We start from the raw sequence: 24,653 nt of genomic DNA, 5'->3' as shown, positions 1-24,653 counted from the left end.
GGTGAGGAACTGTGTTCCGTCTCCTGTTTCGTCAGGTCCCCATCTTGTTGAGGCGACCGGAGACCGGCCAGGTCTCCGGTGGGCCGGTGATCCCGTGCTCCGGGCCGCCCGGCCAGCATGATGGCGCGGGCGGGCAAGTCAATTGGACCTTGCCGCACAGAAGCGCCGTGATCCGAAAGCCAGCCACCGGGCCACGCGCCTGCTGTCCCCGTGCGCTGTCCGGTGTTTCAGGAAGCGAATGCCCCTGCCAAGCCAGATAATCGGGGATGCCGGTGGAAAAGGGGGGGGCGTGCAGCCGTTTGGCGGATATGGAGGACAAAGAATGCCGCTGCGCCTGGAGAGGTGGATTGGCCTACAGGTGTGACCGGGGAACCACGCGTTTCCAGAGCGTGTGCGATGGTCTTACTGCCCCGGTCGTCCGCTTTTTTTCGGCCGCCCGCGGCGTCGTTTTTCCTCGGAGGGGTCTTCATAAGATCCTGCACCGATTTTCCCCCGCATCACGGGTTTGACCGGATCGTCTGAGCCGAGTGGAACTTCCGTGCGGCCCACGGTCATCTCATCGAGGGAATTCTTGCGGACCTTCGCGCTCGGTGCGGGCAGGGCGCTTTTGTCCCTGGCGGCGCGGGCCCGGTCGCGGGCGGTTTCTTTTTTCTTGCCAGAAGCGCCCGCCTTGGTGCCTCCGGCGCCGAATTTGCGGTCGCCCTTGAAGCCGCCGGTCTTGCCGTCGACATCGGACTGGCGGGCCATGGCGTCGTCGGCGACGGCCAGTTCCGTTTCCTGCAGGCGCTTGATTTCGTCGCGCAGGCGGGCGGCGGTCTCGAAGTCGAGATCGGCAGCCGCATCGCGCATCTGCTTTTCCAGGTCCTCGATATGGGCCGCCAGATTGTGCCCGACCAGCGAACCTTCCTCGGCAAAACCCGCATCCACAGTGACATGGTCCTGCTCATAGACGCTGTCGAGAATGTCAGCGATGTTGCGTTTGACGCTTTCCGGGGTGATGCCGTGTTCGGTATTATAGGCGAGCTGTTTTTCCCGGCGCCGGGTGGTCTCGGCAATGGCCCGCTCCATGGAGCCGGTCATATTGTCCGCATAGAGGATCACCTTGCCATCCACGTTGCGGGCTGCGCGGCCGATGGTCTGGATCAGCGAGGTTTCGGAGCGCAGGAAGCCTTCCTTGTCCGCATCCAAAATGGCCACCAGAGCGCATTCGGGAATGTCGAGGCCCTCACGCAGCAGGTTGATGCCCACCAGAACGTCAAACGCTCCCAGGCGAAGATCACGGATGATCTCGATCCTTTCCAGCGTGTCGATGTCGGAATGCATGTAGCGCACGCGCACCCCGTTTTCATGCAGATATTCAGTGAGGTCCTCCGCCATGCGCTTGGTCAAGGTGGTGACCAGGGTGCGGTAGCCCTTCTGGGCCATCTCGCGCACCTCGCCCAGAAGATCATCCACCTGGGAGCTGGCCGGGCGGATGTCGATCACCGGGTCGACCAGGCCGGTCGGGCGGATCACCTGTTCGGCGAACACGCCGCCGGACTGGTCCATTTCCCAGGAGCCGGGGGTGGCGGAGACTGCAACCGATTGCGGCCGCATGGCGTTCCATTCCTCAAAGCGCAGGGGCCGGTTGTCCATGCAGGAGGGCAGGCGGAAGCCATATTCGGCCAGTGTCGCCTTGCGCCGGAAGTCGCCCCGGTACATGGCGCCGATCTGGGGAATGGTGACATGGCTCTCATCGGCAAAGACGAGGGCATTGTCCGGAAGATATTCAAACAATGTGGGGGGCGGTTCGCCCGGATTGCGGCCGGTCAGGTAGCGGGAATAGTTTTCGATGCCTGCGCAGGAGCCGGTTGCCTCCAGCATTTCCAGGTCGAACATGGTCCGCTGTTCCAGCCGCTGGGCCTCCAGCAGGCGGCCATGGGCATTGAGTTCCTCCAGGCGTTGCTTCAGCTCTTCCTTGATCGACTTCACCGCCTGGTTCAGGGTCGGCTTGGGCGTCACATAGTGGGAATTGGCGTAGATCTTGACGCTTTTCAGCTCGCCGGATTTCTGGCCCGTGAGCGGATCGAATTCGGTGATGGCCTCGATCTCGTCGCCAAACAGGGAAATGCGCCAGGCCCGGTCCTCATAGTGGGCCGGGAACAATTCGATCGTGTCGCCGCGCACCCGGAAGGCGCCGCGCTGGAAGGCGGCATCGTTGCGTTTATATTGCAGGGCCACCAGATCGGCGATCAGCTGGCGCTGGTCGATGCGCTCGCCCACTTCAATGGCGAAGGTCATGGCCGTATAGGTTTCCACCGAGCCAATACCGTAAATGCAGGACACCGAAGCAACGATGATCACATCATCCCGTTCCAGCAAGGCGCGGGTGGCCGAGTGGCGCATGCGGTCGATCTGCTCGTTGATCGAGCTTTCTTTCTCGATATAGGTGTCTGTGCGTGGCACATAGGCTTCCGGCTGGTAATAGTCGTAATAGGAGACGAAATATTCGACTGCATTGTCCGGAAAGAAAGCTTTGAACTCGCCATATAGCTGGGCGGCAAGCGTCTTGTTCGGGGCCAGGATCAGGGCCGGGCGCTGGGTGCGCGAAATCACCTGGGCCATGGTGTAGGTCTTGCCGGACCCGGTGACGCCGAGCAGCACCTGGGTCTGTTCGCCGCTGCCTATCCCTTCCACCAGATCGGCTATGGCAGTAGGCTGGTCGCCCCGGGGCTCATAGTCGGATTTCAGGACAATTTCGACGCCCCCTTCCGACTTGGCCGGGCGTTCGGGCCGGTGCGGCACCCACAATTCGCCATTTTTATGCAGGGGATTGCCGGATTCGATCAGGGCCGACAAAGCCTCCACGGTGGCGGTGGCGCCCTGATTGCCGCCGAGATCGCCATAGCGGCCATCCGCCGCCGATTTCTTCTTGTTGTCCTTCTTGTGCTGCTTCAGCTTGGCCTCAAGCTGTTCCGCCTCTTCCAGCGACATGTCGAGCCCGGCCACCGGATTGAGCCCGCCCGCCGCCCGTTCGCGCGCGCTGTCGGCTTTTCCGATGGACGTTCCCCGCGCGGATTTGGCTGGTTTTTCGATCTTGCCCGCAGCCTTCGCGCCCTTGGGGGACAATTTTGCCTTGCGGCCTTCCTGAACGTCTTTGGCAACCGCTCCGTCACCGCCTGCGCGCTCGCGTTCGCGTGAGGAGGTCCGCGCCGTGCGGCTGACTGTTCCCGGCGCTCCGGGGACGGGATCCGCTGGTGCAGCCGGGGCCTTGATTTTTGTTTTTGTCCTGGGCGCAGCTGCGTCCGCTTCCTCGGCAATCTCCGCTGCCCAGTCGCTGATGGAACCGGACAGGGGCTTACCGGAGAGTGGCTGTTGCGGGGCTTCGCCAAACCCGTCAGGGCTGGCCATGTTGTCATCGGATCGGGATTTGGTCGGGCGCTTGCTCATGGCGGCAATATGGTCCGGTTGCGCGCGCGAGAAAAGGGGGCAGAGCGGGCTTCCGCCGGGTTTCCCGAACTCTCTGTCCGTCTCCTGACAGGAAGGTGTCAGGAGGTTTTAAGTTTTGAACTTATTTTGCCTATGCCATTCAAGGTAATGCGGGTGAGGTCTGTCGGCTGGAGCATCTGGTACCCTTGCCTTCATGTCTTTGTGCAAAAGATGCGAAACGTCATAGTTGAGATGCCGCGAGGCGACGATTTCGTAGCTATTTGATAACGTTAGAAGACCTCGGTCGAACATCCAATGAACGGTGCCTGAAAGAGCAATGCCGTTTTGAATGGAATCATTTCCCCCATCTTCAACAGGAATAATATGTGCCGCCTCCACTTCCGGGCGGCCTTTGCCATTTATGAGCCGAAGCCCAGTAAAGGCGCATGTTCTATCATACGCTTTTCGAATGTTCTGCCGGAATTTGGCTTTTCGAAAAGGTTTATTCACGAGCAATGTTTTGATTGGCCGATCACCAAATGGCCCCTCAAGAGGGGCTTGTTCATCTTCTCCAAAGCCACTGAGAGGATCGTCAGTGTCCGTCTCATCCGTCCGGGCTGGCCAGTTCTCCTCCTCAGACAATCCGGCTTGAATGAGCTTTTCGAAATCACTTTCGCTGATACGGCGAATGGCATTTATGATTTTGCCGCCATTCGGTTTGCCATCTTGTTTGAAAAGACCTGTCTCATATCCACCCTCTTCCGAATAGTTGAGTGGCCGGTCAAAGTCTAAATATTGATCGAAGTAGACATAATAGTGGCCTGCCTTGTCAGGGTCCTGAACGAGATTTCTCGGTCGTGCAATCGCTGTGTAGTAGCGGCTCTTCTTGCCTGATAAAGGGCCATAGTAAACGATCCATCCGTTAAGAGCGCTCTCGACCGTCTTGAGATATTGCTTGGGGAAGTGATGTTTGACACCCTTGATATCGTCATAGGGACTGTCTGTTTTGTAGTAGAAAACGGCGTAAGACATTCAATCTTTTGATTTTTTGGACTGCTGGCTTCAGTTTATCCGTTTGCTTGTGCCAGTCAAACCCAGAACGCTGATTTCTTTCTGCCCTACGTCCGGATTAGCCGGCGGTGCGGCTGCGGCTGATCGGGAACTTCGCCGCTGGCAGAGCGGTAAAGATCCTCAATGCTCACAGCCCGGTTACGGCCGGTTTCCTTGGCCCGGTAGAGGGCTTGATCAGCCAGGGCGAGCAGATGGGCCGGAGTGTCCGCATGGGCCGGTGCACAGGCCCAGCCGATACTGACCCCGATCCGGGCTAGGCCGCCGGAGACAGGAATGGGCTGGGCGATTTCCTCCACAAGGGCATCGCACAGCCAGCGCAGGGTTTGGGAATCCATGGGACCCGCCATAAGAGCCATGAACTCATCGCCGCCCGTGCGCGCCAGCACCGCCTTGCCGGACAGAACCTTGCGCATGCGCTGGGCCACTTGCCGGATCACCATGTCCCCGGCCTCATGGCCGAAAGTGTCGTTCACCGGCTTGAAATGGTCCAGGTCAATGGCCAATACCGTGCAGGGCGTGGTGGCGCAGTTCCGGAGCGCCGAGGCCAGTGTTTCCTGGAAGGATGAGCGATTGGCAAGGCCGGTCAGAATGTCCTGGGTGGCCAAGCGCCTGTTGTGCTCTTCACTCACTTCCAGCGCATGGGACTTCCGGGCCAGATGGCGGGCAAACAGGATGCCGATCCCTGCAAATCCGAGCATCAGGCAGAGGGCAATCGGACCAATGGCTGCACGGATGCGGCTGCCCGGGGCTTCGCTGGTCCAGGTAAAGGCACCGAGCGGGGTCTGATCATGGGCTGTGACGGGCACGCTCGCAGGGGAACTGCTGGCCTCAGCCTGATAGGCAAAATTCTGCAGGAGCAGCGTGGTGCCGATATCCGCCAGTAGCGCCGGGCCGATCAGGGAAATGGACAGGATCACTCCCGGTGGGCCGTCAGGCAGGGACACGTGCGGGCTCTCCGGCACGATGGCCATGGCGCTGACCAGGGCGGGCTGGCCCTTGATCTCGCGGATATCAGTGGCATAGATCGGCGCAAGCTGGCCCTTTTCGACATATCTGATCTTGTAGCCCCCGGCAGACGGGCGGCGGGCTGTCTGATAGCCGATCCTGGCCTTGGCAATGAGATCCCGTGTGGTTTCAAGGATTGGCAGGCCCGCGTCCAGTGGTACCACCTCCTCCTCGGCGGCAACGAGGACCGGCCGGTTGCGGCCGTCGACAATCAGGGTCCAGTCGTGGTTGAAGTCCAGCCACATCTGCCGGGCAATCTCCCGGGCAAATCGTGGGTCGATGGCGTCGTTCACCTGGACTTCCCGGGCGCTCTTGTCGTTCACCGCCACGAAGGTCTGGTTGCGGGCTTCCAGATCAAGCCGATGGGTCAGGGCCTCGGAGACCAGGGCGCGCTCATGGCGGAGTGCCAGCGTGTCGGCCGCTTTGGTGGTGCTGAGGAACAGATAGACCATCGCGGCAAGGCCGCCAGCGATCAGAAGGGCAATGGATCCATAGGCCAGGTGGCGCAGGCCCGCCCGGCGCCCGGGAGGCGTCTTCCTGCCGGTTCCGCTGCCGGTGGTGTCAATCTTGTTGAAGCTGGTGTCCTGAGCGGCTGCCGCCATGCCTTTGTCCGTTTTCCCGCGTCTGCTGTTTTGGCGACTTTGGACCCGGGCTCTAAACATCCTGTTGGCAGGAGGACGATTTGCCAGGCTTTCGGGAAATGAAGTTAACGCAGCGTTATCGGTTGTTGGGTGCCCGGATTTCCCGCAGCGGCGGTAAGGGGTTGGCCTGAAAGAGAAATCACCTGTCCGGTGGGGTCCAGTCGCTTTCATTTGGCGTTTTGCGGCTCAGCCGAAGGGCTAGTCCGAGGGCGACCCCGGCGCCGATTGCCACGGTCAGGTCCACGAGAACTGTCAGGCTGAGCGTCAGGACCAGCAGCAGCCGTTCGCTGGGCGGCTGTTGAGCATAGGTGGCCCATTTATGGGGCTCGCTCATGGTCCAGGCGGTGACCAGCAAAAGGGCAGACAGGGCGGGCATGGCGAGATAGCCCGCCAGGGGCGCGGCAACAAGGACCACCAAAAGCACCACCATTGCATGCACAATTCCGGCAACCGGGGTCTTGCCGCCAGCTTTTACGTTCGTCGCGGTGCGCGCAATTGCACCTGTGGCGGGCAGACCGGCAAACAGGGCCGAGCCGATATTGGCGGCCCCCTGGGCCGTCAGTTCCGCATTCGGCCGGTGATTGCCTGAAATCATCCGGTCAGCGACCATGGCTGAGAGCAGCGATTCCACCCCCGCGAGAAAGGCTATGATCAGGGCGGACGGAAACAACTCCACACATCGCTCCAGAGACCAGTCCGGCAGGGCGGGCCAGGGCAGGCTGCCCGGCAGGTCACCGAAGCGGGAGGCAATCGTGTCGACGGGCAGATGAAACGCGGCCGCAATAGCGGATGCAAGCCCGACCGCAACGATCAGTCCCGGAAAACGCGGGGCGGCCCGGCGCAGGATCACAATCCCCGCAACGGAGAACAGGGCCAGCGCTATGGCAAAAATGTTGAGGCTGGCACGGGCATCCCATAGCACCGGGATCTTTTCCAGAAAGGCGGCAGGAACAGCCGCAACATCCAAACCCAGAAAATCCTTGATCTGACTGGTGGCTATGATGAGGGCTATGCCAATGGTGAAGCCGTTGATCACCGCCTCCGGAATGTGAGCGATCAGGTTGCCCGCGCGAAAATAACCGGCCACCAGCAGCATGAGGCCGGCCATGAATGTGGCCAGCACCAGCCCGTCATAGCCGTGCCCGGCAATCACTCCGAAGACCACAACGATGAATGCCCCTGTGGGCCCGCCGATCTGCACCCGGCTGCCCCCCAGCGCGGAAATCAGGAACCCGGCCACAACGGCTGTGACCAGTCCTTTTTCTGGCGGTGCGCCAGAGGCAATGGCGATGGCAAGGCTCAGCGGCAGGGCGACCATGGCGACCGTCACCCCGGCGGTGAGGTCTGCAATGAACTAGCGTCTGGAATAGGTTTTAAGCGTGGTGAAAAGCTTCGGCTGGCGCATAACGGGAACCATAGCGCCTAGCGGGGTGCCGGGGGCAAGAGTTTTTTCGGGTTTTGAGAAAACGCCGCAGATGAGGGACCCGCTTTCGGGATGCTCAAAGGATGCGTTCTGGGAACTGTCTCCGGAAGAGCGGTTTGAACTGAAAAATTTAATGTGCAAAAACAACGCGGTGATCGACAATAGAAAAAGGATTGCCCGATGAGCCATTCTCAGGTTCCCCCTCTTCTTTCCGGACTTTCGCGCAGGGGCGTGTTGAAAGGGACGGCGGCTTTCGGGGCTGCGGCCCTTGCCGGATCCCTCGGCGCCGTGCCCGCGGCCGCGCAGCCAAAGAAGGGCGGCACCTTGCGTGTCGGCATTGCAGCGGGCAACACCAGCGAGAATTATGATCCGGGCACCTGGGACAATGTCTATGTGCAGGTGTTTGCCACCGCACGCCACGGGTATCTCGTGGAAGTTGCTGCTGACGGCTCGCTGATCGGCGAGGTGGCAGAAAGCTGGGAAGCCTCGCCGGATGCCAGGGTCTGGACCTTCAAGATCCGCAAGGGCGTTGAATATCACAGTGGTGGCACGGTCACCCCGGAGGACGTGGTTGCCTCGATCAACTATCACCGGGGCGAGGACAGTACGTCGGCCATCAAGCCGTTTGTGGCGCCGATTACCGATCTTAAAGCGGAAGGCGACAGCGTTGTCGTGACGCTGGAGGCGGGCAATGCGGATTTCCCGTTTGTGGTGACCGACTATCACATGCCCATCATGAAGGCCAAGGACGGCAAACTGGACCCGACCAGCAGCGATGGCTGCGGCCCCTACAAGGTGGTCTCCTATGAACCGGGCGTGATCGCTGAAATGACGCGCCATCCGAATTACTGGAAAGAGGGCCGGGCGCATTTCGATGGTGTTCATCTGCTCACGATCCTCGATCCGGCGGCCCGCCAATCGGCACTGTTGACCGGCAATGTGGATGTGATCGATCAGGTCGACCTGAAAACCGTGTCCCTTTTCCAGCGCGCGCCCAATGTCTCGATTCTGTCGACCACCGGCACCCAGCACTACACCTTTGCGATGGATACGCGCGCTGCGCCTTTCAACGACAACAATGTCCGTCTGGCCCTGAAATACGGCATCAACCGGCAGGAACTGGTCGACAAGATCCTGTTTGGCTATGGCGAGGTCGGCAACGACCATCCGATCGGCCGGTCGAACCGGTTCCATGCTGGGGATCTGGAGCAGACCACCTATGATCCGGACAAGGCGAAATACCATTTGAAACAGGCTGGCCTGGACAGTCTCGATGTCAGCCTTTCGGCTGCGGAAGCCGCTTTTGCGGGGTCTGTGGATGCGGCCGTTCTTTACGCCAACAGCGCGTCTGCGGCCGGGATCACCATCACGCCGGTGCGCGAGCCCAATGACGGCTACTGGTCCGATGTGTGGATGAAAAAGCCGTTTTGTGCCGTTTATTGGGGCGGCCGCCCGACCGAGGACTGGATGTTCACGGTAGGGTATTCGGCCGGGGCTCCCTGGAATGACAGCTACTGGGACAACAAACCGTTCAACGAGCTTCTTGTGGCGGCCCGCTCCGAATTGGACGAGGACAAGCGCCGGCAGATGTATGGTGACATGCAGAACCTCGTGCGTACGGAAGGCGGCGTGATCGTGCCGATGTTCGCCAGCTATGTGATGGCCCATTCCGAAAAGGTTCAGCATCCTGAACAGGTCGGGGCCAACTGGGCTTTGGACGGGCTGCGTGCGATCGAGCGCTGGTGGTTCGCCTGAACCACGCCGTCAGGCCTTTTTTGAAAGATCGTGCGTTCCGGGCTTGACCTGGAGCGCACTCCAACCTGTATCTGACTGAGATCGTTCTGTTCGGAGACAGGTATGCGAATTGGTGATCTTGCCCGAAAGTCCGGGCTTTCGACGGACACTCTCAGGTATTACGAGAAAATCGGCCTCTTGCCCAAAGCGCTGCGCGACTCGGGCGGGCGCCGTGTCTATGACGAGACGATCCTGCGCTGGATCGACTTTCTGGACCGGCTCAAGTCAACCGGCATGGGCATCAGGAATCGGCTGAAATATGCGGACCTGAGGACCATGGGAGCGGCGTCCATGAGGGAGCGCCGGCAGATGCTGGAGGCGCACCGGGACAAGGTGCGTCTTGACTTGGCCAAGCTCACCGAAACACTGGCTGTGCTGGACGAAAAAATCGATCTTTACAAAGAGATGGAGGCGGGAAAGCCCGTTGATCCTTCCTTTGAACAGTGTGCCCGGACCGGACACGGCGCGCGCCAGGTCCGGGAAAGGACATGACAATGACACTTGACACAGCAGCCGCGACCTCTGCTTCCCTGGTTCTGGAAAAAGGCCGGGAGGTGGCGCGTCAGCTGAATCCTGAGCTGGAAACGGTTCTGGCGGACAGATACGACCAGCTCGTTCCAGGCTTCACGGAAAGCCTGATCGAATGGGGTTATGGCCGGCACTATGCCCGCGGCATCGTCGATCTGAAGACCCGGCAGCTCTGCACTCTTGCGGCCTTGACGGCCCTGGGTGGCCAGACCGGGCCCCAGCTTGCGGTCAATATCGAGCATACTCTTGCGGCCGGGGCGCGCCGGGAGGAAATTGTCGAGGTCATCTGGCAAATGGCGGTCTATGGCGGCTTGCCAGCGGCCATCAACGGCCTGAATGTGGCCCAGGAGGTGTTTGACCGCACAGCGGCTGCGAGCGGCTAAGCCAAAGGGTCTGTTCAGACCCTCAGCAAATTCAGCCGCAACGGTGCCTTGGGGCGCGTCACGAGCGCGCTGCAAGGCAGCTGCCTACTGGCGTGGACCGACATTTGAGGCGGCATTGTATTGCGGTGCAAAAGGCTGTCTACTCAAACCAAGCTCAACCGGTCGAAACCGATCTGATGGATTTTTCTCAGTTGAGACGGGTATCCGATTTCTTGCAAAATGAGGGATGCGCCATGCCGGACGCGTTAAACCTGGGACTGATCATGGCTGCTGCGCTTGTTGCTGTGGCGAGCCCCGGGCCTGCCACGCTTGCCATTGCAGGAACGTCCATGAGGCGCGGCCGCAAGGCAGGGCTTCTGCTGGCCTCGGGCATCCAGCTCGGATCCTTGAGCTGGTCGATTGCCGCCGCTCTCGGCCTCAGTGCTCTTATGCTGGCGCATGGCTGGGTTCTGGAAACGATCCGCTATGCAGGGGTCCTTTACCTGTTCTATCTCGCCTTCAAGGCCGCTCGGTCGGCGGTTTCTTCCCGCGACATCGAAGCCAAGGCCATTGCGGGGGAGGCCAGATCCCTGATCCTGCGCGGTGCAGCGCTGCACATTACCAACCCCAAGGCCATTTTGTTTTTCGGCGCCCTTTATTCGCTCGGTGTTCCGGCGGATGCCAGTCCCGCCATGCTGGCAACCGTTGTTACCGCCGTCGGCTGTCAGAGTGCAGCCATCTTTTTCGGCTATGCGCTGCTGTTTTCCTTCGCGCCGATGACCCGGCTCTATATTCGCTTGCGCCGTGCGTTTGAAGGCGCCTTTGCTGTCGGCTTCGCTGCAGCGGGCCTGAAAATCGCGACGGCCCGGCTTCAGTAAAGGCGCTCAGCCTCTGCCCGCAGCAGCCCATATCCTCGAAGGCCTGGTTGACTTTCTCTTGGGAGTGCCGAGCTGCCCTAGGTGTATAGGCTCGGTTTCTGCGGCATAGGCTCAGGAGAGTGGCCGCCGGAATGACGCTATGTATTAACGGCAGGTGAGGAGGCGGCGCGGAGCCGCCTGGTGCCAATGTTTGCTGTTTTAGAGCATCGTGCGCTAGGCGGCGGCCACGTCCTGCAGGAACTGTTCAATCCGGTGGGTGACGTCTGACAGCTGCCGTGTCGCCGAGCCGCTGATATCCTCCACATCCCGCGCAGAGCGGCTGGTTTCGCTGGACCCCTGAGACAGATCGCCAATTGTCTGCGTCACGCTGCTGGTCTGGGCGGCAGCGCGGCCGACACCCGTTGAGATTTCCTCCGTGGCTGAGGCCTGCTGTTCGACGGAAGCGGCCATGGCTGCAGCGGTGTCATTGACGTCTTCCATCATGCCCATGATGGAGCTGATGGCTTGGACGGCCGCACTGGTCGAGCCCTGAATCTCGGAGACCTGGCTGGAAATTTCATCGGTGGCCTTGGCGGTCTGACCGGCGAGGGACTTCACTTCAGAGGCCACCACGGCAAAGCCCTTGCCTGCTTCTCCGGCCCGGGCAGCCTCGATGGTGGCGTTGAGGGCCAGAAGATTGGTCTGTTCGGCAATGTCCTGGATCAGCTGAACCACATGGCCGATCCGTTCGGCCGCCGCCGTCAGGCCCTTGACCTGTTCGTTGGAGGTCCGGGTGGCGTCCGTCACGCTCTGAACTTGGCTCAAGGTGGCTTCCACCTGGCGGCCGACTTCCTGAACCGAGGTGCTCAGTTCTTCTGTTGCAGCAGCAATGGTCTGGACATTGTCGTTGGCCTGGCTGGCGGCGGAGCTGACATCTTCGCTCTTGCCGCTGGTGGTGCGGGCGATTTCCGACAGAATTTCCGCATTTTGGTCAAGCTGCTCCATGTTGCCGGATACGGTTGACAGGGCGGCCTCGATATCCTGGCGGAATTCGGAGACCAGAGCATCCACCCGCTGCTGGCGCTTCTGAACGTCCTGCTGGCGCGCCGAGGTCTCGGCCCCCAGGCGCATGCGTTCCTTTTCCCGCTCACAGAATGTGGCAACAGCCCGGGCCATGTGGCCGACATCGTCGCTCCGGTGGGTGGCAGCAATGGTCTGATCCGTGTCACCCTTTTCCAGCTTCTGCATGGCTGACGTCAAAGAGCGGATCGGACGGATGATGGCGCTGGACAGGAGCAGAACAAAGGCGATGCCGAGCACAAGCGCCAGCGCCAGAGAGATGATGATCTGGAGTTGGGCCGCCTTTGCGCCGTTTACCGCGGTACCACCGGACGAGGCACTGATCGTTTCTGCCTCCTTTGTCAAGCTTCCGGCTGCTTTGGAAAAGGCGTCCTGACGGGTCTGAAGCTCCTGGGTTGCCAAAGCCACGTTGGCAAAGCTTTCCTGCAATAGCGGCAGGCTGTCCTGCCCGGCACTGACCAGCGTTTTCAGCGGGCCATTCAGAAGGTCGTCCTGAAGCTTGTCCTGACTGTCCTTGAGGCTGGTGTTCATCAGCCTGGCCAGCGTTTCCAACTGGCTGCTGGCGCTGGACAGATAGGTGTCAAACGACTCGGCCGCAGTCTGCGAGCCGCTGCTCAGATAGTCGAGATAGGAACTTTTGAGGCCCAGGATGCTGGCGGCGATGCTCTGGGTCTGATCCGACATCAACCGGAGATCCGCGCTGGCGCGCTCAAACTGGCGCAGTTCCTGGGTTAGGTCCTTGATCGGCTGTTCAGTCGCTGCCACGATTGTGGACGCCAGGGCCGCCAGACCGTCAACGGCGGGCTTGAGGTTCTGTGTCCAGGCTTCATCGCTGACAGCGCCCTTCTTGAGCTGGGCCTTGATCTGCTTTTCAAAAGCCTTTGCCTGCTTGGTCAGCTTTTTGACATTGGCCTTGATGTCTTTGGTCTTTACAGCACGCCGGACGGCCTTGGCATCCTTTTCCAGCCCCTTGACATGATCGGTCAGAAGCTTTGTGGTCTGTTTGTTCGGCGTTTTGGCAAAGAGCGCGGCTTCCTGTTCCAGCACTTTGGCCGCAAGGCGCATGTTTGCCAGCCGGGGTGAGAGCTGGGACAACTTGGTGATTTTGCCCTCATTGGTGATGGCAATTGAAGACCGGTAGGTTGCCAGTGCCTTGTAGTCGGCAATTGCAGCGCCCGTGGTCCCCACGAGTGTCTCTGTCAGCGAGCCGAGCTGGTCGATGGCCTTGTCCCGGCTGTCCCGGTTCTGCTCCAAGGTCCGGAAACTGTCTTTCAGCTCAGCAACAATTGTCCCCAGATTGGCCGCCGCGCCAAGGCCGGTGGCTGCCAACCGGTCCACGTCGCCGGAGAGGTCCGCAATCTTGGACCGGACCTGAGCCGCGTCTTCGCCGGCCCCAGACCGGCCAAAGGACTGTGCGGTGGTCAAGAGTTCGGGAACCCGGCCAAGAAGCTCGTTGGCGGTCTTGGCGGTGGTTACGGAGTCCTGCACCTTAAGCGCGGCAATGAGGCCGCTCGTACCAACACCGATGGTACAAATCAGCAGGGCGCCAAAGCCAATCTGCAGTTGCTTCTTGATCGACCAGTCAAAAAAGAACCTCTGCGGTCCGGTGGTCGCAGAGAGGTTTGGAGAGGACTTCATTCAACGGCTCCGAATTCCTGAGGCGCGAAGGAGTCTTATCTTAAATCTTTAACAAGAGCCGAAGAAACCTCAAATATCTTTGCTTAAAGAGTTGAGTTTTTGTGCAAATTACCTAGGGGCCGCTGAAAAATTTTGCACTTCCGGGTTGCGGATAGGAGAAGCCCTGAGTGGAGAGTTCCTTTGCTCAGATCGTGGGAGGCAGCGCCTATCCGGCCCTCCAAGTTGTCAGTCTGAGGGCCGGTCGGCGTGTCCCAGATCCCGGTCGGGCCAGAGCCGGTCCCGCAACCTTTGCTTTAGGACCTTGGCCTCGGGAAAGCCACCATCCACCTTGCGCTCCCACAAGAGGTCCCCGTTGCAGGAGATTGTAAAGATTCCACCGGTTCCCGGCACAAGTGAAACGGCGCCCACCTCCTCTGAGAAGGTGCTCAGGATCTCCTGGGCCATCCAGGCGGAGCGCAGCAGCCAATTGCATTGGCGGCAATAGGTGATGGTGATATGGGGTTTCAGACTGTCGGACACGGGGTCTGACCTTTTTGTAAAGAATTGAAGCACGGCGCTTGTGCCATATTTCGATACCAAAATACCAGACGGTGTGTCTGCCGCTTTGCTTTCCGCGTTTGAGAGCTATCCAGAGCTTGCGCAGACATGCGGGTTTGTCGAAGCAGCAGTGCCCCAGGCCGGATTGAGCAACCGGGTCTACCGTTTGACGTCGGAAAGGGGCGCGTTCTTTTTGCGCTTGCCCCGGGCCGAAACGGCCGGAATGGTGGACCGGTTTGCTGAGGCGCAGAATATCTGTCAGGCCGTGGCTCTTGGGATTGCCTTGCCGCCGCTATTTTGCAGTCCGGAAGCGGGAATTTTGCTGACGCACGCTATTGAGCCGCAGGAAGCTTCCGGTCTTGAACTGCCGGTTCGGCTGGGGGCGGTTCTGGCGTGTTTGCATGGCTCCGGTGTTCCGTTCCAGGGCAGGCTGGCGCCCGATGTCGTCATAGACCGGCAGATCGAGAGCCTTGCACCATTCTCCGATTTATCGGCAGATATCGCTCCGCTTGTCAGAGCGCTGCGGGAGGTCCGCCTGAAAGCGGAAGACAAAAGAGAAGAAGACGGTGGGCTGATCCTCGTGCCTAGTCACGGAGACCTTTCACCGGGGAACTGCCTTTCGAGCGGGAAGGCCCTGTGGCTGATCGACTGGGAGTACTCCGGAATGGCGGACCCGGCCTGGGACCTGGCCTATGCGGCTCTGGAGCATGGCTTTTCTGAAGCGGAGGAACAACGGTTTCTGGCCGGGTACCGGTCGGGCGGCGGGCAGGTCCCGGCACCACTCGGACTTACCCTGATGAAGGCCCTGGCGGATACGGTCTCCGCGCTCTGGGCCTATGAGCAACTCATGAAGGGCAGTGCCAAGACTGATTTCCGCACCTTTGCGCGGTTGCGGCGGGATCGGGCGCTGTCGCATCTGGACTCCTTTTAAAGCCCAGCTCATACCAACCTCAATAGATAGGAACCGATCTGACCGTGTTTGGGGACTGTTCGGCAAGGAGCCGGTTGCAGGGCGATATGGTTTATCGTTCAAAACCTGGGACGCAGCTGAACAGTCCTCAAACACGGCCTCGGTGGCCTGCTCCGGCCCGCCGGACTGCGTTGCGCCGCTTGAACGGCCAACCAGGCCGTCCTGCGCAACGCGCCTTGCCGGCCAATCCGGACCAGCGCCATCAGATGGGTTTCTATCTATTGAGGTTGATATCAGTCGACAATGGGCGGCCGCATGGCGGGGTCGGCCAGGCAGGCCTTGTACTGCTCGTTCATGCGGGATCTGAGGTTCTGATTGGCGGGGTCTGATGTCAGCAGGGTCCAGGTGCCGTCGGCTTCCAGAAAGGAGAGGGTGCAACTGCAGGCCTCTTCGCAGATATCCGGCGCTCCCAGCGTGTCCTGGCAGCTGGCCGAGCAGTTCTGCACAAAAGCATCTGCGGCCCGGTCATGGTGCGGGGCGAGCAGGGACAGGCTCCAGACAAGGCCATAAAGCAGCGGCTGATGCAGCAGATAGATCGGCAGGGAATGCCGGCCGAGAAAGCGGATGCTGCGGCCCGCCTTGCCCTCAAACGCGAGCGCTGAAATCTTGTCCCAGAGAGCCAAGCGCCTGCAGGCTTTGGAGGCGGCCAGCCCGGACAGGCAGACACCGGTCCAGGGGGCAAGGGGCACATAGTCGACACTGCCAAAGTCCGGAGTGCCCAGTCCGGTCCAGAGCCAGAGCTGGCCATTGAATATAAACGAGCTTGCCCAGAAAGGCAGGGTCAGAAAGAACACGGCACCTGCCAGGGCTGGCAGGAGCTGCCAGCGCAGAAAGGGCAAGGCGATGAGGCTGCTGGCGGCGATGCAATGCAGGATGCCGAAGCGGACATAGCTACTGCCGAATGTAAAGGAGGTGACTAGCGAGACGGCAGCGGCTGCCGCCGCAATCACTGCAAAACGGCGCCAGAAGGCGTGCCAGCGGAGAGACCGGTGATGAGCAAGATCAAGGCTGAACCCGGCTAGAAACAGGAAGCTGCCTGCAATCATGGCCGCAAAGGCGCGCCAGCCCGGCCCTTGCGCGACCGGCCAGTCGACAAAGGCGAACCAGTAAAGATCCCAGGACAGGTGATAGATCACCATGGCAACGACGGCGAGACCGCGGGCCAGATCCGGCACGGCCAAACGTGTTGTTGGCATATTCAGGTTTTCCTGATCTGTGGGCTCAAGCATGCCGCGTTCATATGGATTCAAACCGTTTTGTCTTTCGCGTTGAAACCTGTGATTTCAGGCAGCGAAAGGCAAACCCGATACGATGCGCCTTGCTCTCAGGGACGGATTTATAACACGCTGTCAGGTCGCAGACGAAATGGGTCTTTTCATGGCGTGAGAGTGCGGGAACCCTGGCAGGTTTCCGGTCCCGAACAGCGAAAAAAGGCTATCTTCTGGGCGGGGCGGCATGCACTGAAGGCCGCATGAAAGCAGGGGACATACCCAACTCAAGTGATAGAGACCCATCTGAACGGACCCTATCAGTTGCGATGGGTATTGGGGACGTAACCCGGGCGGCAGCAAAAAGGTGCCTGAATGGGCATTCCCCATTTCTCCGGGCCGGGGCTGCCCCGCGCTTGAGCGCTACAGGAACAGGCGCTTGAAATGCTGTGCCCGGTATCAGCTGCCAAAGGCCATGACCAAGCCCGTAATCAGAGCGGTCGCCCCGATCATAGCGCCCACATAGGGCCATGGAGACGGACGGTGTGCGGTAAACGCATCGCGGTTCGCTGGATCTTGCAGCATTGCCCTCAACTCCCTACCACCATGAAGTGGGGCGACAGTGAGACAAATTGTGGTCTTCGAAAAGATCAGAAATGGTCTCCGCTTTTGTTTTCCCAAGAAAAACATTCAGGTGTGGAGTATCCGACAAAACAACGTCTTGCCTGTTGACCTTTGCAACCTATTGGACGCGGAGCGTTATCTACTGCTCGGAGGGGGCAGCCCGAGGCCGCTTTCTTTCTCTGCGGGCCGCAGGCTTGTGTGCCAGGGCGGTTTGTTCCGGGGTGTGGGGTTTCCATCACGGATGGGGGCAGATACAGGGCGAGCCACGGAGGGGCCAGACGCAAGCCCTTTCTATCTATTGAGGTTGGTATGAGGCCCTATTCGACCGCGACATGAGAGCGTTCAGCAAGGTGCGTGTCGCAGGGCGATGTGGCGCATTGTCCAGGTCGCGCGACACCGCGGAACGCTTTCATGCCGTGGCTTTTCTAGGTCACGACCTGCACCAGGAAAGAGACTGGCCCAGAAAACCGATGTGTTTTGCGCACCGGGTGGTGACTACCTGAAATGCGCCATTGAGTGTGATGGGGGGGCATTTCTTTTCGAAGCGCCACAAAAGGGACTGCTCCTGACCGGCGGAACGGATCTTGACTTCAACCTATGTGATGCCGGGGACCGTATTTTAACGCAGGTACCGGAAGACAAGACCTTTCTTCTGTCTCCAGTGCCGGTCTCTCACTGCAGTCCGGACGAACGCTTCTGCCAGCCCAAGGGCTGGACTCTAGAGATCCAGAGCGTCGAGCCCGGCTTCCAGATAGTCGGCAAGAAGGGGAATCCCAAGCAGGTAGGTGGCGGTCGAGCCGACAGCGCGTTCGCGGGCTTCGTTGGTGGCCTGGGCAAAATCTTCGGCCTCAAAATCGCCGCGGCCGATCCAGGCAACCGCCACCAGTTCGGCAGCTTCATCCACGTTGAGGTCTTCGATCAGCTCGCGCACTTCCTCATCGGACAGGTCGTCATTTTCTTCTTCGGCCAGGCCGTCGTGATTGTGGCCTTCCTCAAGCGTTTCGGTATCAAATTCAACCTCGCCCTCATGGCCATCCTCGAATGTGTCGCGCATCACAGATGCGGCCGCGCGTGTTTTCTGTACGAGCATGCGGATCGTATCCGCCGAAAGAGAAAGGTTCAGTTCCATGGCCGCCTCCGACATTCCTGCCATTTCTTTATCGGTCCTGATTTCTCTGTTGGCAATGGTCATCAAGCGATTTCCTTTTCATTCGCCATCTCGAAACTTTCCCCAAGGTTATCAACGGAAATTCTTATATTTAAACTCGGATCGAGTTAATTGACGGACAGGTGAACGTCGCCCTGGCAAAGTCTCTTGCAGGGGCATACCGCTCTTGCTTTACTTGTCCGACGAAATTTTTTCTGTCCTTGACCCGCATCAAACCCTATCGGGCCCCTAAGGTATTTACGTTTCACGGGGAAGCGTTTTGCGCTTTTTTTGGGGCGGGCAAAGACAGGAATGTCGGCTACCGGGGCGGACCGGGCACTTCAGACCCGGTGCTCACGCGACAGGCGTGGGCCCGGGTCCTCTTTTCCACTCAAGCTGCGTGATTGGACGTGCCGTTAAGCCCGCGGGGGGCTGCGCTCCGCGCCCTTTTGGCTTCGCCCCTGGGGCCACACACTTTGGGCCATAAATCTTGGCCGTGGCCCCTTACCGGAGCCCGGCGCTTTGGGTGCTGGCACAGGATGTCAGTCGGCTTTCAGCGCATCGGCGAGCGAGGAGTTGGGCTGTTTTGCTTCGCGCAGGTCCAGGCCGGAATGCAGGTCGATGATGTGGCTTTTCTGGATCTCTTCCGCCGCAGCGCCGTCCTTGTCGGCAAAGGCTTTCAGCAGGGCATGGTGGGCGTGGCTCTCGCACGTTGTGTCGGCCCGGCGCCAGTAAAGAGCGATGATCAGCGACGAGCGGGAGATGAGAGAGCGCACCATATGTGACAGAACCTGCTGGTCCGCGATCTCGGCAATGGCAATATGAAACGCGCCGGAAAGGGCAAGCGCCTTGCCCTTGTCGCCGGAGGCCAGTGCGGCATGTTCCGCATCCATATGCTGTTTCAGCTTTTTCAGATCCGGCGGCTTGACCGCCTCGGCGGCAAGCCGGGCAATCCGTGGCTCGATCAGGGCGCGGGCCTCGAACACTTCCTGGGCTTCGCGAATGCTGGGGCGGGAAACAAAGGCGCCCCTGTTACGGGCAATCGTCACCAGGCCGGAATGGGCGAGCGCCTGCAGCGCTGCGCGCACGACGGTCCGGCTGGCCCCGTAAATCTCACCGACTTCATCCTCCGACAGTTTCATGCCCGGGGCAAGCCGGTGTTCCAGAATGGCCGTATGCAGCTTCAGGCAAATATCGAGTGTGCGGCCCGGCGGGAGCTGAAAGGTCTCGTCCGTCGCAGCGGCTCCAAAGCCGGAAGGATCTGTCAGTGATCTGACCATTTGAATATCATTGGGTGGAACAGGATCAGGTGAAAGGTATTCTAGAAATTTATACAGGTCACTGTGTTCGATCGCAAATCAGATCGTATACAATTTTTGGTCAGGTTGTATGTAAATTGACTATTTTTTGCGCACGAAATTGGGGTCTTTGGTGGCGCTAAAGGTTCGAAATCGCAAGAAACGGCGTTTTTTTTAGATTGGCACGCGACGTGCAAACACGCTCGGGATACTGCGGTTCCAAGAGTGTGTTCATGGCCAAGACTGAAAATCTCGAACTTATTGCAACAACCAAGCGCTATGGCGGCACCATTGCCGTTGATGCGATCAATCACCGGTTCAAGGCGGCGACCTATTCCTGCCTGCTTGGACCGTCCGGCTGCGGCAAGTCCTCGACCCTGCGCATGATTGCAGGTCATGAACATGTCAGCGACGGAGATATTCTGCTGGGAGCGCAGAACATCACCGATTTGCCGCCAGCCAAGCGCGGTACGGCGATGATGTTCCAGAATTATGCCCTGTTTCCCCATTTAAGTGTGGCCGACAATGTGGCGTTTTCCTTGAAAATGCGCGGCGTGGACAAGGCCACCCGGCGCTCGCGGGCGCTGGAGCGCCTGGAGCTGGTCGACATGGTGGATTATGCGGGGCGGCTGCCGTCCCAGCTGTCGGGCGGCCAGCAGCAGAGGGTGGCTTTGGCGCGGGCCTTGATCACCGAACCCTCCGTCCTGCTGCTGGATGAGCCCCTGTCGGCGCTTGATCCATTTTTGCGCATCCGGATGCGGCTGGAGTTGAAGCGCTTGCAGCGGGATCTCGGCATTTCCTTCATTCATGTTACCCATTCCCAGGATGAGGCCCTGGCGCTGGCAGATGATATCATCGTCATGAATGGTGGCCATATCGAGCAGGCCGGACCGCCCAAGGACGTTTTCAATACGCCGGAAACGGAATTCGTCGCACGCTTCATCGGGGGGCACAATGTGCTCCAGGTGGACGGGGGGGCTGTCGCCGTCCGTGCCGACCGTCTGAGTGTCGAAACGTCGAGAGGCGCAAGTGGCAGTTATGAGGCGAGTGTCCGCGATGTCGAATATCTCGGCTCTTCGGTGAATGTGGCCGTCAGCTCACCCGCTCTGGGAGATCTGACCGCAGCCCTGCCGGACCAGATCTTTTTCAACGATCCGATCGAAATTGGCGCGACCGTCTTCCTCTCCTGGAAGCCGGAAGATGCGCACAATCTGGCGGCTTGAGCGCTGCCGTACTGCCCGGGACAAGGGCACAACCTTCAAAGGGACGAGGAGTAACAGTCATGACAGATATGAAAAACGGGAAGGGCGTCAGCCGCCGCAGCATCCTGAAGGGCGGTGCGGCGGCTGCCGGCGCCGCGCTTGGCTCCGGAGCCATGACAGGATTTCCGACCATCTGGGCGCAGAATATCAAGGACGTCACGCTGCGCCAGTTCGGAACCGGGGTGTCGAACCTGAATGAAGTCGCCACGAAGGTGAAGGAAGATCTCGGCTTCACACTGGAAATGACCGCGCTCGACAGTGACAGCGTCACCCAGCGGGCGGCCACCCAGCCGAAAAGCTTCGACATTGCCGACATTGAATACTGGATCTGCAAAAAGGTCTGGGGTGCGGGCAACCTGCAGCCGATGGATACGTCCAAGATCAAGAATTACGACAAGATCGTCGGCATTTTCAAAAACGGCAAGCTGACGCCTGAGTCCACCATCGCCCAGGGCACGGCCCCGCACACGGTCGGCTTCGTCGATGGGCCGGACGGCAAGACCTTTGCCTCGGAAGAAACCGGCTGGATGACCCTGATCCCGACCATCTACAACGCCGATACGCTTGGCATACGGCCGGACCTGATCGGCCGCCCGATTGAAAGCTGGACGGAACTTCTAAACCCGGAATTCAAAGGCAAGGCGTCCATTCTCGACATTTCCTCCATCGGTATCATGGATGCGGCTATGGTCTGTGAGGCCATGGGTGAAATCAAATATGGCGACAAGGGCAACATGACCCGCGAAGAGATCGACAAGACCATGGCGATCTTCACCGAAGCCAAGAAGAATGGCCAGTTCCGCGCGTTCTGGAAGTCGTTTGACGAAAGCGTCAACCTGATGGCGTCCGGCGAAGTGGTTATCCAGTCCATGTGGTCCCCGGCGATCACCGCTGTGCGTTCCAAGGGTATCCCCTGTGTCTATCAGCCCCTGAAGGAAGGCTACCGGTCCTGGGGCGGCGGTCTGGGCCTGTCCAAGAACCTGTCCGGCCTGGAGCTGGAGGCGGCCTACGAATATATCAACTGGTATCTCGACGGCTGGGTCGGCGGCTTCCTGATGCGTCAGGGCTACTATTCCGCCGTGCCGGAAACCTCCAAGAACTACATGTCCGACAATGAATGGGGCTTTTGGTTCGAGGGCAAGGCGGCGACCGAGGACATCGTCAACCCGTTTGGAGATGTCATGGAAAAAGCCGGTGCCGTGCGCGATGGCGGCTCCTTCTACGACCGCATGGGTGCTGTGGCCTGCTGGAACGCGGTCATGGACGAAAACCGATACATGGTCCGCAAATGGAACGAGTTCATCGCAGCATGACAAAAGCGCATGTCGAAACCTGCCCGGCGGACAGCCGGGCAGGGGCCCCCTCGTCCGGTCCGGCCAAACCGGCCCGCCGCCGCCTTGATCCGGCACAACGGGCGGAGCGTGTGAGCTGGCTGCTGGTCACACCGCTGGTCGGCATTCTGGGGCTGTTTCTGCTGCTGCCAATCGCGATCATCGTTGTGGTCAGCTTCTGGAATTACAACGAGTGGTCGTTTTTTCCCGATTTCATCTTCGAGAACTATGTCTTCCACCTGACATCCCCGGTCACCTGGAAAACCTATCTGAAGACCATGAAATTCATGGCTTTGACCTGGGTGTTCTGCACCGCCATCGGCTTCACGGTGGCCTATTTCCTGGCCTTTCATGTGCGCACCCTGCCCATGCAGATCGCGCTGTTCTTGCTGTGCACGATACCGTTCTGGACCTCCAACATCATCCGGATGATTTCCTGGATCCCGTTTCTGGGGCGCAACGGCATTGCCAATTCCACCTTGCTTGAACTCGGAGTGATCGACGCGCCGCTGGAGTGGCTGCTCTATTCCGACTTTGCCGTGGTTCTGGCCTTTGTGCATCTTTATGCGCTGTTCATGGTCGTGCCGATCTTCAACACCATGATGCGCATCGACAAATCCCTGATCGAAGCTGCGCGGGATGCGGGCGCAAGCGGATTTCAGATCCTTGTGAATGTGGTCCTGCCGCTGGCAAAACCGGGCATCATGATCGGTTCGATTTTTGTGGTCACGCTGGTTATGGGCGACTTCATCACCGTCCGGCACATGTCGGGCGGCCAGAGCGCGTCGGTAGGGCGGATCATTTCCAACGAGATTTCTCTGCTGCAGTACCCGGCTGCAGCGGCGTCTTCCGTCGTGCTCCTGTGCACCGTGCTCCTGATGATCGGCATCATGATGCGCTTTGTCGACATTCGAAAGGAGCTGTGAGAATGGAGAAACGAAGCCGCTCCTTTTATGTGCTCGCTGCCTTTTTTGCCTTGTTCCTGCTGTTTCTCTATGGACCCGTGGTCACCATCGGCATTCTGTCCTTCCAGGGGCCGAATGGCGGGCTGACCTTCCCCATGAACGGGGTGTCGCTGCACTGGTTCTATGACCTGTTTCAGGAGCAGGCGGTTGGCGACATCTGGGGGTCGTTCCGGCGCTCCCTTGCACTGGGGCTTATGGTTATGCTGGTCACTGTTGTGGTCTCGGTGATGGGCGGCATGGCGTTCCGCAACCGGTTCCGCGGATCCAGCCTGCTGTTTTACATTATCGTGGCCAGCCTGATCATTCCCTCCATTCTGGTCTCGCTCGGGGTGGGCCTGATCTTCAACATTTTGGACTGGGAAGTGCACTGGGCGACCTCCGGCTTCGGAGCGCAGCTGACCTGGACGCTGCCCTTTGGCTTGCTGATCATGTTTGCCGTCTTCAACCGGTTTGACAAATCCTATGAGGAAGCCGCGCGCGACCTTGGGGCCAGCTCCTGGCAGACCGTGCGGCATGTGGTGCTGCCGATCATCGCGCCCATGCTGATCGGGGTCGCCCTGTTCGGCTTCACGCTGTCCTATGATGAATTTGCCAGAACGCTTCTGACCAGCGGGTCCTACAACACGCTGCCGCTTGAGATCTACGGCATGACCACCAATGTCACGTCGCCTGTTCTCTATGCGCTCGGCACGCTGACCACCGTGTTTTCGCTTCTGATCATCGGGTCGTTCCTGACCGGCTTTGCGCTGTTGCGCCGGCGGCAGGCACGCCAGGGATCGGATGCGGGCAAAGGGCTGGTCTGAGATGGTTGGGGCGCCTGGCAGCCGGCACATCCTGATCATCAACCCGAACACAACGGTTTCCATGACCGGCAAGATCGGGGAGGCCGCCCGAGCGGCGGCGGGGCCAGGCACGCGGATTACGGCCATCAATCCGCCGTCGGGACCCGCCGCCATTCAGGGGCCGGAAGATGGGGCTGCGGCATTGCCCGGACTGTTTGCGCTGGTGGGGGAAGCGCTCGCCTCCGGCCAGCGCTATGATGCACTAGTGATTGCCTGTTTCGATGACACCGGGCTCTGGGATCTCAAGGCGTCGCTGTCCATTCCGGTTCTGGGGATCGGGGAGGCGGCCTATCACCTGGCTGCGCTGCAGGCGGAGCGGTTTTCCGTTGTGACGACCCTCTCGGTCTCCGTGCCTGTTCTGACGCACAATCTGCAGGTCCAGGGCCTTGCCCCGCGCTGCGCAAGCGTGCGGGCCTCCGAAATTCCGGTCCTGGAACTGGAAGAGGCCAGCGAGGCAACCTTAGGCAAATTGCGCGGTGAAATCGCCGCAGCCGTTGAAAAGGATGGCGCCGGGGCGATTGCCCTTGGCTGTGCGGGCATGGCTGGTCTGGCCGGCACTCTGTCCCGGGAATTTCGGGTGCCGGTTGTCGATGGGGTTTCGGCGGCGGTCCGTCTGGCAGAGGTGATGCTTCCGGCAGCCGCGCGCTAGAGCCTCCGTTCGG

General features: G+C 59.9%; 20 protein-coding genes. 10 read left to right on the top strand and 10 right to left on the bottom strand.

Features of this window, described 5'->3' with window-relative positions:
• Nucleotides 1-402: 402 nt before the first annotated feature.
• The 4 genes from uvrB to ACXAH0_RS11735 all read right to left on the bottom strand — a co-directional run bounded on the left by uvrB (nucleotide 403) and on the right by ACXAH0_RS11735 (nucleotide 7,476).
• Complete coding sequence (gene uvrB / locus ACXAH0_RS11750) at nucleotides 403-3,390, bottom strand: excinuclease ABC subunit UvrB (RefSeq protein WP_475191567.1); 2,988 nt, start codon at nucleotides 3,388-3,390, stop codon at nucleotides 403-405.
• Nucleotides 3,391-3,537: 147 nt separating this feature from the next.
• Nucleotides 3,538-4,440: an HNH endonuclease gene (locus ACXAH0_RS11745; RefSeq protein ID WP_475191419.1), complete on the bottom strand. Its 903-nt coding sequence runs from the start codon at nucleotides 4,438-4,440 to the stop codon at nucleotides 3,538-3,540.
• 86 nt (nucleotides 4,441-4,526) lie between these two features.
• Nucleotides 4,527-6,086, bottom strand: coding sequence for a diguanylate cyclase domain-containing protein (locus tag ACXAH0_RS11740; RefSeq protein ID WP_475191416.1), 1,560 nt, complete (start codon nucleotides 6,084-6,086; stop codon nucleotides 4,527-4,529).
• 178 nt (nucleotides 6,087-6,264) lie between these two features.
• Nucleotides 6,265-7,476: a SulP family inorganic anion transporter gene (locus ACXAH0_RS11735; protein ID WP_475191565.1), complete on the bottom strand. Its 1,212-nt coding sequence runs from the start codon at nucleotides 7,474-7,476 to the stop codon at nucleotides 6,265-6,267.
• Nucleotides 7,477-7,728: 252 nt separating this feature from the next.
• On the opposite strand from ACXAH0_RS11735, the gene ACXAH0_RS11730 reads away from it, so the two are divergent.
• The 4 genes from ACXAH0_RS11730 (at nucleotide 7,729) to ACXAH0_RS11715 (ending at nucleotide 11,110) form a co-directional block, all read left to right on the top strand.
• Nucleotides 7,729-9,303 carry an ABC transporter substrate-binding protein gene (locus tag ACXAH0_RS11730; RefSeq protein WP_475174752.1) on the top strand — a complete coding sequence of 525 codons (1,575 nt, stop codon included), beginning with the start codon at nucleotides 7,729-7,731 and terminating at the stop codon, nucleotides 9,301-9,303.
• 102 nt (nucleotides 9,304-9,405) lie between these two features.
• Complete coding sequence (locus ACXAH0_RS11725) at nucleotides 9,406-9,834, top strand: MerR family transcriptional regulator (RefSeq protein ID WP_475191413.1); 429 nt, start codon at nucleotides 9,406-9,408, stop codon at nucleotides 9,832-9,834.
• Nucleotides 9,835-9,836: 2 nt separating this feature from the next.
• On the top strand, nucleotides 9,837-10,253 hold the full coding sequence (locus ACXAH0_RS11720; RefSeq protein WP_475174748.1) for a carboxymuconolactone decarboxylase family protein: 417 nt from the start codon (nucleotides 9,837-9,839) through the stop codon (nucleotides 10,251-10,253).
• A gap of 233 nt (nucleotides 10,254-10,486) precedes the next feature.
• Complete coding sequence (locus tag ACXAH0_RS11715; protein WP_475174745.1) at nucleotides 10,487-11,110, top strand: LysE family translocator; 624 nt, start codon at nucleotides 10,487-10,489, stop codon at nucleotides 11,108-11,110.
• Between the two features lie 213 nt (nucleotides 11,111-11,323).
• On the opposite strand, the gene ACXAH0_RS11710 is transcribed toward ACXAH0_RS11715, so the two are convergent.
• Both ACXAH0_RS11710 and ACXAH0_RS11705 read right to left on the bottom strand, forming a co-directional pair.
• A complete protein-coding gene (locus ACXAH0_RS11710) occupies nucleotides 11,324-13,807 on the bottom strand; it encodes a methyl-accepting chemotaxis protein (RefSeq protein WP_475191410.1) in 2,484 nt (827 codons plus the stop codon).
• Between the two features lie 225 nt (nucleotides 13,808-14,032).
• Nucleotides 14,033-14,326: an Rdx family protein gene (locus ACXAH0_RS11705; protein WP_475174741.1), complete on the bottom strand. Its 294-nt coding sequence runs from the start codon at nucleotides 14,324-14,326 to the stop codon at nucleotides 14,033-14,035.
• Nucleotides 14,327-14,399: 73 nt separating this feature from the next.
• On the opposite strand from ACXAH0_RS11705, the gene ACXAH0_RS11700 reads away from it, so the two are divergent.
• Nucleotides 14,400-15,275 carry a phosphotransferase gene (locus ACXAH0_RS11700; protein WP_475191407.1) on the top strand — a complete coding sequence of 292 codons (876 nt, stop codon included), beginning with the start codon at nucleotides 14,400-14,402 and terminating at the stop codon, nucleotides 15,273-15,275.
• A 272-nt stretch (nucleotides 15,276-15,547) separates the two neighbouring features.
• Here ACXAH0_RS11700 and ACXAH0_RS11695 read toward each other — a convergent pair whose 3' ends face one another.
• From ACXAH0_RS11695 to ACXAH0_RS11680, 4 genes are all read right to left on the bottom strand, one after another.
• Nucleotides 15,548-16,510 (bottom strand): heparan-alpha-glucosaminide N-acetyltransferase, encoded by a 963-nt coding sequence (locus ACXAH0_RS11695; RefSeq protein ID WP_475191404.1) that lies wholly within the window; start codon nucleotides 16,508-16,510, stop codon nucleotides 15,548-15,550.
• A 471-nt stretch (nucleotides 16,511-16,981) separates the two neighbouring features.
• Nucleotides 16,982-17,107 (bottom strand): hypothetical protein, encoded by a 126-nt coding sequence (locus tag ACXAH0_RS11690; protein ID WP_475174735.1) that lies wholly within the window; start codon nucleotides 17,105-17,107, stop codon nucleotides 16,982-16,984.
• Between the two features lie 757 nt (nucleotides 17,108-17,864).
• Complete coding sequence (locus ACXAH0_RS11685) at nucleotides 17,865-18,299, bottom strand: DUF3775 domain-containing protein (RefSeq protein ID WP_475191401.1); 435 nt, start codon at nucleotides 18,297-18,299, stop codon at nucleotides 17,865-17,867.
• 536 nt (nucleotides 18,300-18,835) lie between these two features.
• Nucleotides 18,836-19,573, bottom strand: coding sequence for a GntR family transcriptional regulator (locus ACXAH0_RS11680; RefSeq protein ID WP_475191398.1), 738 nt, complete (start codon nucleotides 19,571-19,573; stop codon nucleotides 18,836-18,838).
• A gap of 251 nt (nucleotides 19,574-19,824) precedes the next feature.
• Here ACXAH0_RS11680 and ACXAH0_RS11675 point away from each other — a divergent pair, with 251 nt between their 5' ends.
• From ACXAH0_RS11675 to ACXAH0_RS11655, 5 genes are read left to right on the top strand one after another with little or no spacing between them, the layout of a single operon-like run.
• Nucleotides 19,825-20,814, top strand: a complete 990-nt coding sequence (locus ACXAH0_RS11675; protein ID WP_475191397.1) for an ABC transporter ATP-binding protein — start codon at nucleotides 19,825-19,827, stop codon at nucleotides 20,812-20,814.
• Between the two features lie 59 nt (nucleotides 20,815-20,873).
• A complete protein-coding gene (locus ACXAH0_RS11670) occupies nucleotides 20,874-22,166 on the top strand; it encodes an ABC transporter substrate-binding protein (protein ID WP_475191394.1) in 1,293 nt (430 codons plus the stop codon).
• Entirely contained in the window at nucleotides 22,163-23,110 is a 948-nt protein-coding gene (locus ACXAH0_RS11665) for an ABC transporter permease (protein WP_475174726.1), read from the top strand. Before ACXAH0_RS11670 ends, ACXAH0_RS11665 begins: the two co-directional genes overlap by 4 nt.
• Nucleotides 23,111-23,112: 2 nt before the next feature.
• Complete coding sequence (locus ACXAH0_RS11660) at nucleotides 23,113-23,952, top strand: ABC transporter permease (RefSeq protein WP_475191392.1); 840 nt, start codon at nucleotides 23,113-23,115, stop codon at nucleotides 23,950-23,952.
• Between the two features lies 1 nt (nucleotide 23,953).
• Nucleotides 23,954-24,640: an aspartate/glutamate racemase family protein gene (locus ACXAH0_RS11655; protein WP_475191390.1), complete on the top strand. Its 687-nt coding sequence runs from the start codon at nucleotides 23,954-23,956 to the stop codon at nucleotides 24,638-24,640.
• Nucleotides 24,641-24,653 lie beyond the last annotated feature (13 nt).

This window comes from Roseibium sp. AWQ4_290, from assembly GCF_056160985.1.
Note: the sequence above shows the minus strand (reverse complement) of the source record. Positions and strands in the feature narration are given on the sequence as shown.

Coding starts and splice junctions, on each gene's coding strand:
- ACXAH0_RS11720 (WP_475174748.1), top strand. CDS start 9,837: ATGACACTTGACACAGCAGCCGCGACCTCTGCTTCCCTGGTTCTGGAA.
- ACXAH0_RS11740 (WP_475191416.1), bottom strand. CDS start 6,086: ATGGCGGCAGCCGCTCAGGACACCAGCTTCAACAAGATTGACACCACC.
- ACXAH0_RS11660 (WP_475191392.1), top strand. CDS start 23,113: ATGGAGAAACGAAGCCGCTCCTTTTATGTGCTCGCTGCCTTTTTTGCC.
- ACXAH0_RS11710 (WP_475191410.1), bottom strand. CDS start 13,807: ATGAAGTCCTCTCCAAACCTCTCTGCGACCACCGGACCGCAGAGGTTC.
- ACXAH0_RS11725 (WP_475191413.1), top strand. CDS start 9,406: ATGCGAATTGGTGATCTTGCCCGAAAGTCCGGGCTTTCGACGGACACT.
- ACXAH0_RS11695 (WP_475191404.1), bottom strand. CDS start 16,510: ATGCCAACAACACGTTTGGCCGTGCCGGATCTGGCCCGCGGTCTCGCC.
- ACXAH0_RS11670 (WP_475191394.1), top strand. CDS start 20,874: ATGACAGATATGAAAAACGGGAAGGGCGTCAGCCGCCGCAGCATCCTG.
- ACXAH0_RS11665 (WP_475174726.1), top strand. CDS start 22,163: ATGACAAAAGCGCATGTCGAAACCTGCCCGGCGGACAGCCGGGCAGGG.
- ACXAH0_RS11675 (WP_475191397.1), top strand. CDS start 19,825: ATGGCCAAGACTGAAAATCTCGAACTTATTGCAACAACCAAGCGCTAT.
- ACXAH0_RS11715 (WP_475174745.1), top strand. CDS start 10,487: ATGCCGGACGCGTTAAACCTGGGACTGATCATGGCTGCTGCGCTTGTT.
- uvrB (WP_475191567.1), bottom strand. CDS start 3,390: ATGGCCAGCCCTGACGGGTTTGGCGAAGCCCCGCAACAGCCACTCTCC.
- ACXAH0_RS11685 (WP_475191401.1), bottom strand. CDS start 18,299: ATGGCAGGAATGTCGGAGGCGGCCATGGAACTGAACCTTTCTCTTTCG.
- ACXAH0_RS11690 (WP_475174735.1), bottom strand. CDS start 17,107: ATGCTGCAAGATCCAGCGAACCGCGATGCGTTTACCGCACACCGTCCG.
- ACXAH0_RS11745 (WP_475191419.1), bottom strand. CDS start 4,440: ATGTCTTACGCCGTTTTCTACTACAAAACAGACAGTCCCTATGACGAT.
- ACXAH0_RS11680 (WP_475191398.1), bottom strand. CDS start 19,573: ATGGTCAGATCACTGACAGATCCTTCCGGCTTTGGAGCCGCTGCGACG.
- ACXAH0_RS11730 (WP_475174752.1), top strand. CDS start 7,729: ATGAGCCATTCTCAGGTTCCCCCTCTTCTTTCCGGACTTTCGCGCAGG.
- ACXAH0_RS11655 (WP_475191390.1), top strand. CDS start 23,954: ATGGTTGGGGCGCCTGGCAGCCGGCACATCCTGATCATCAACCCGAAC.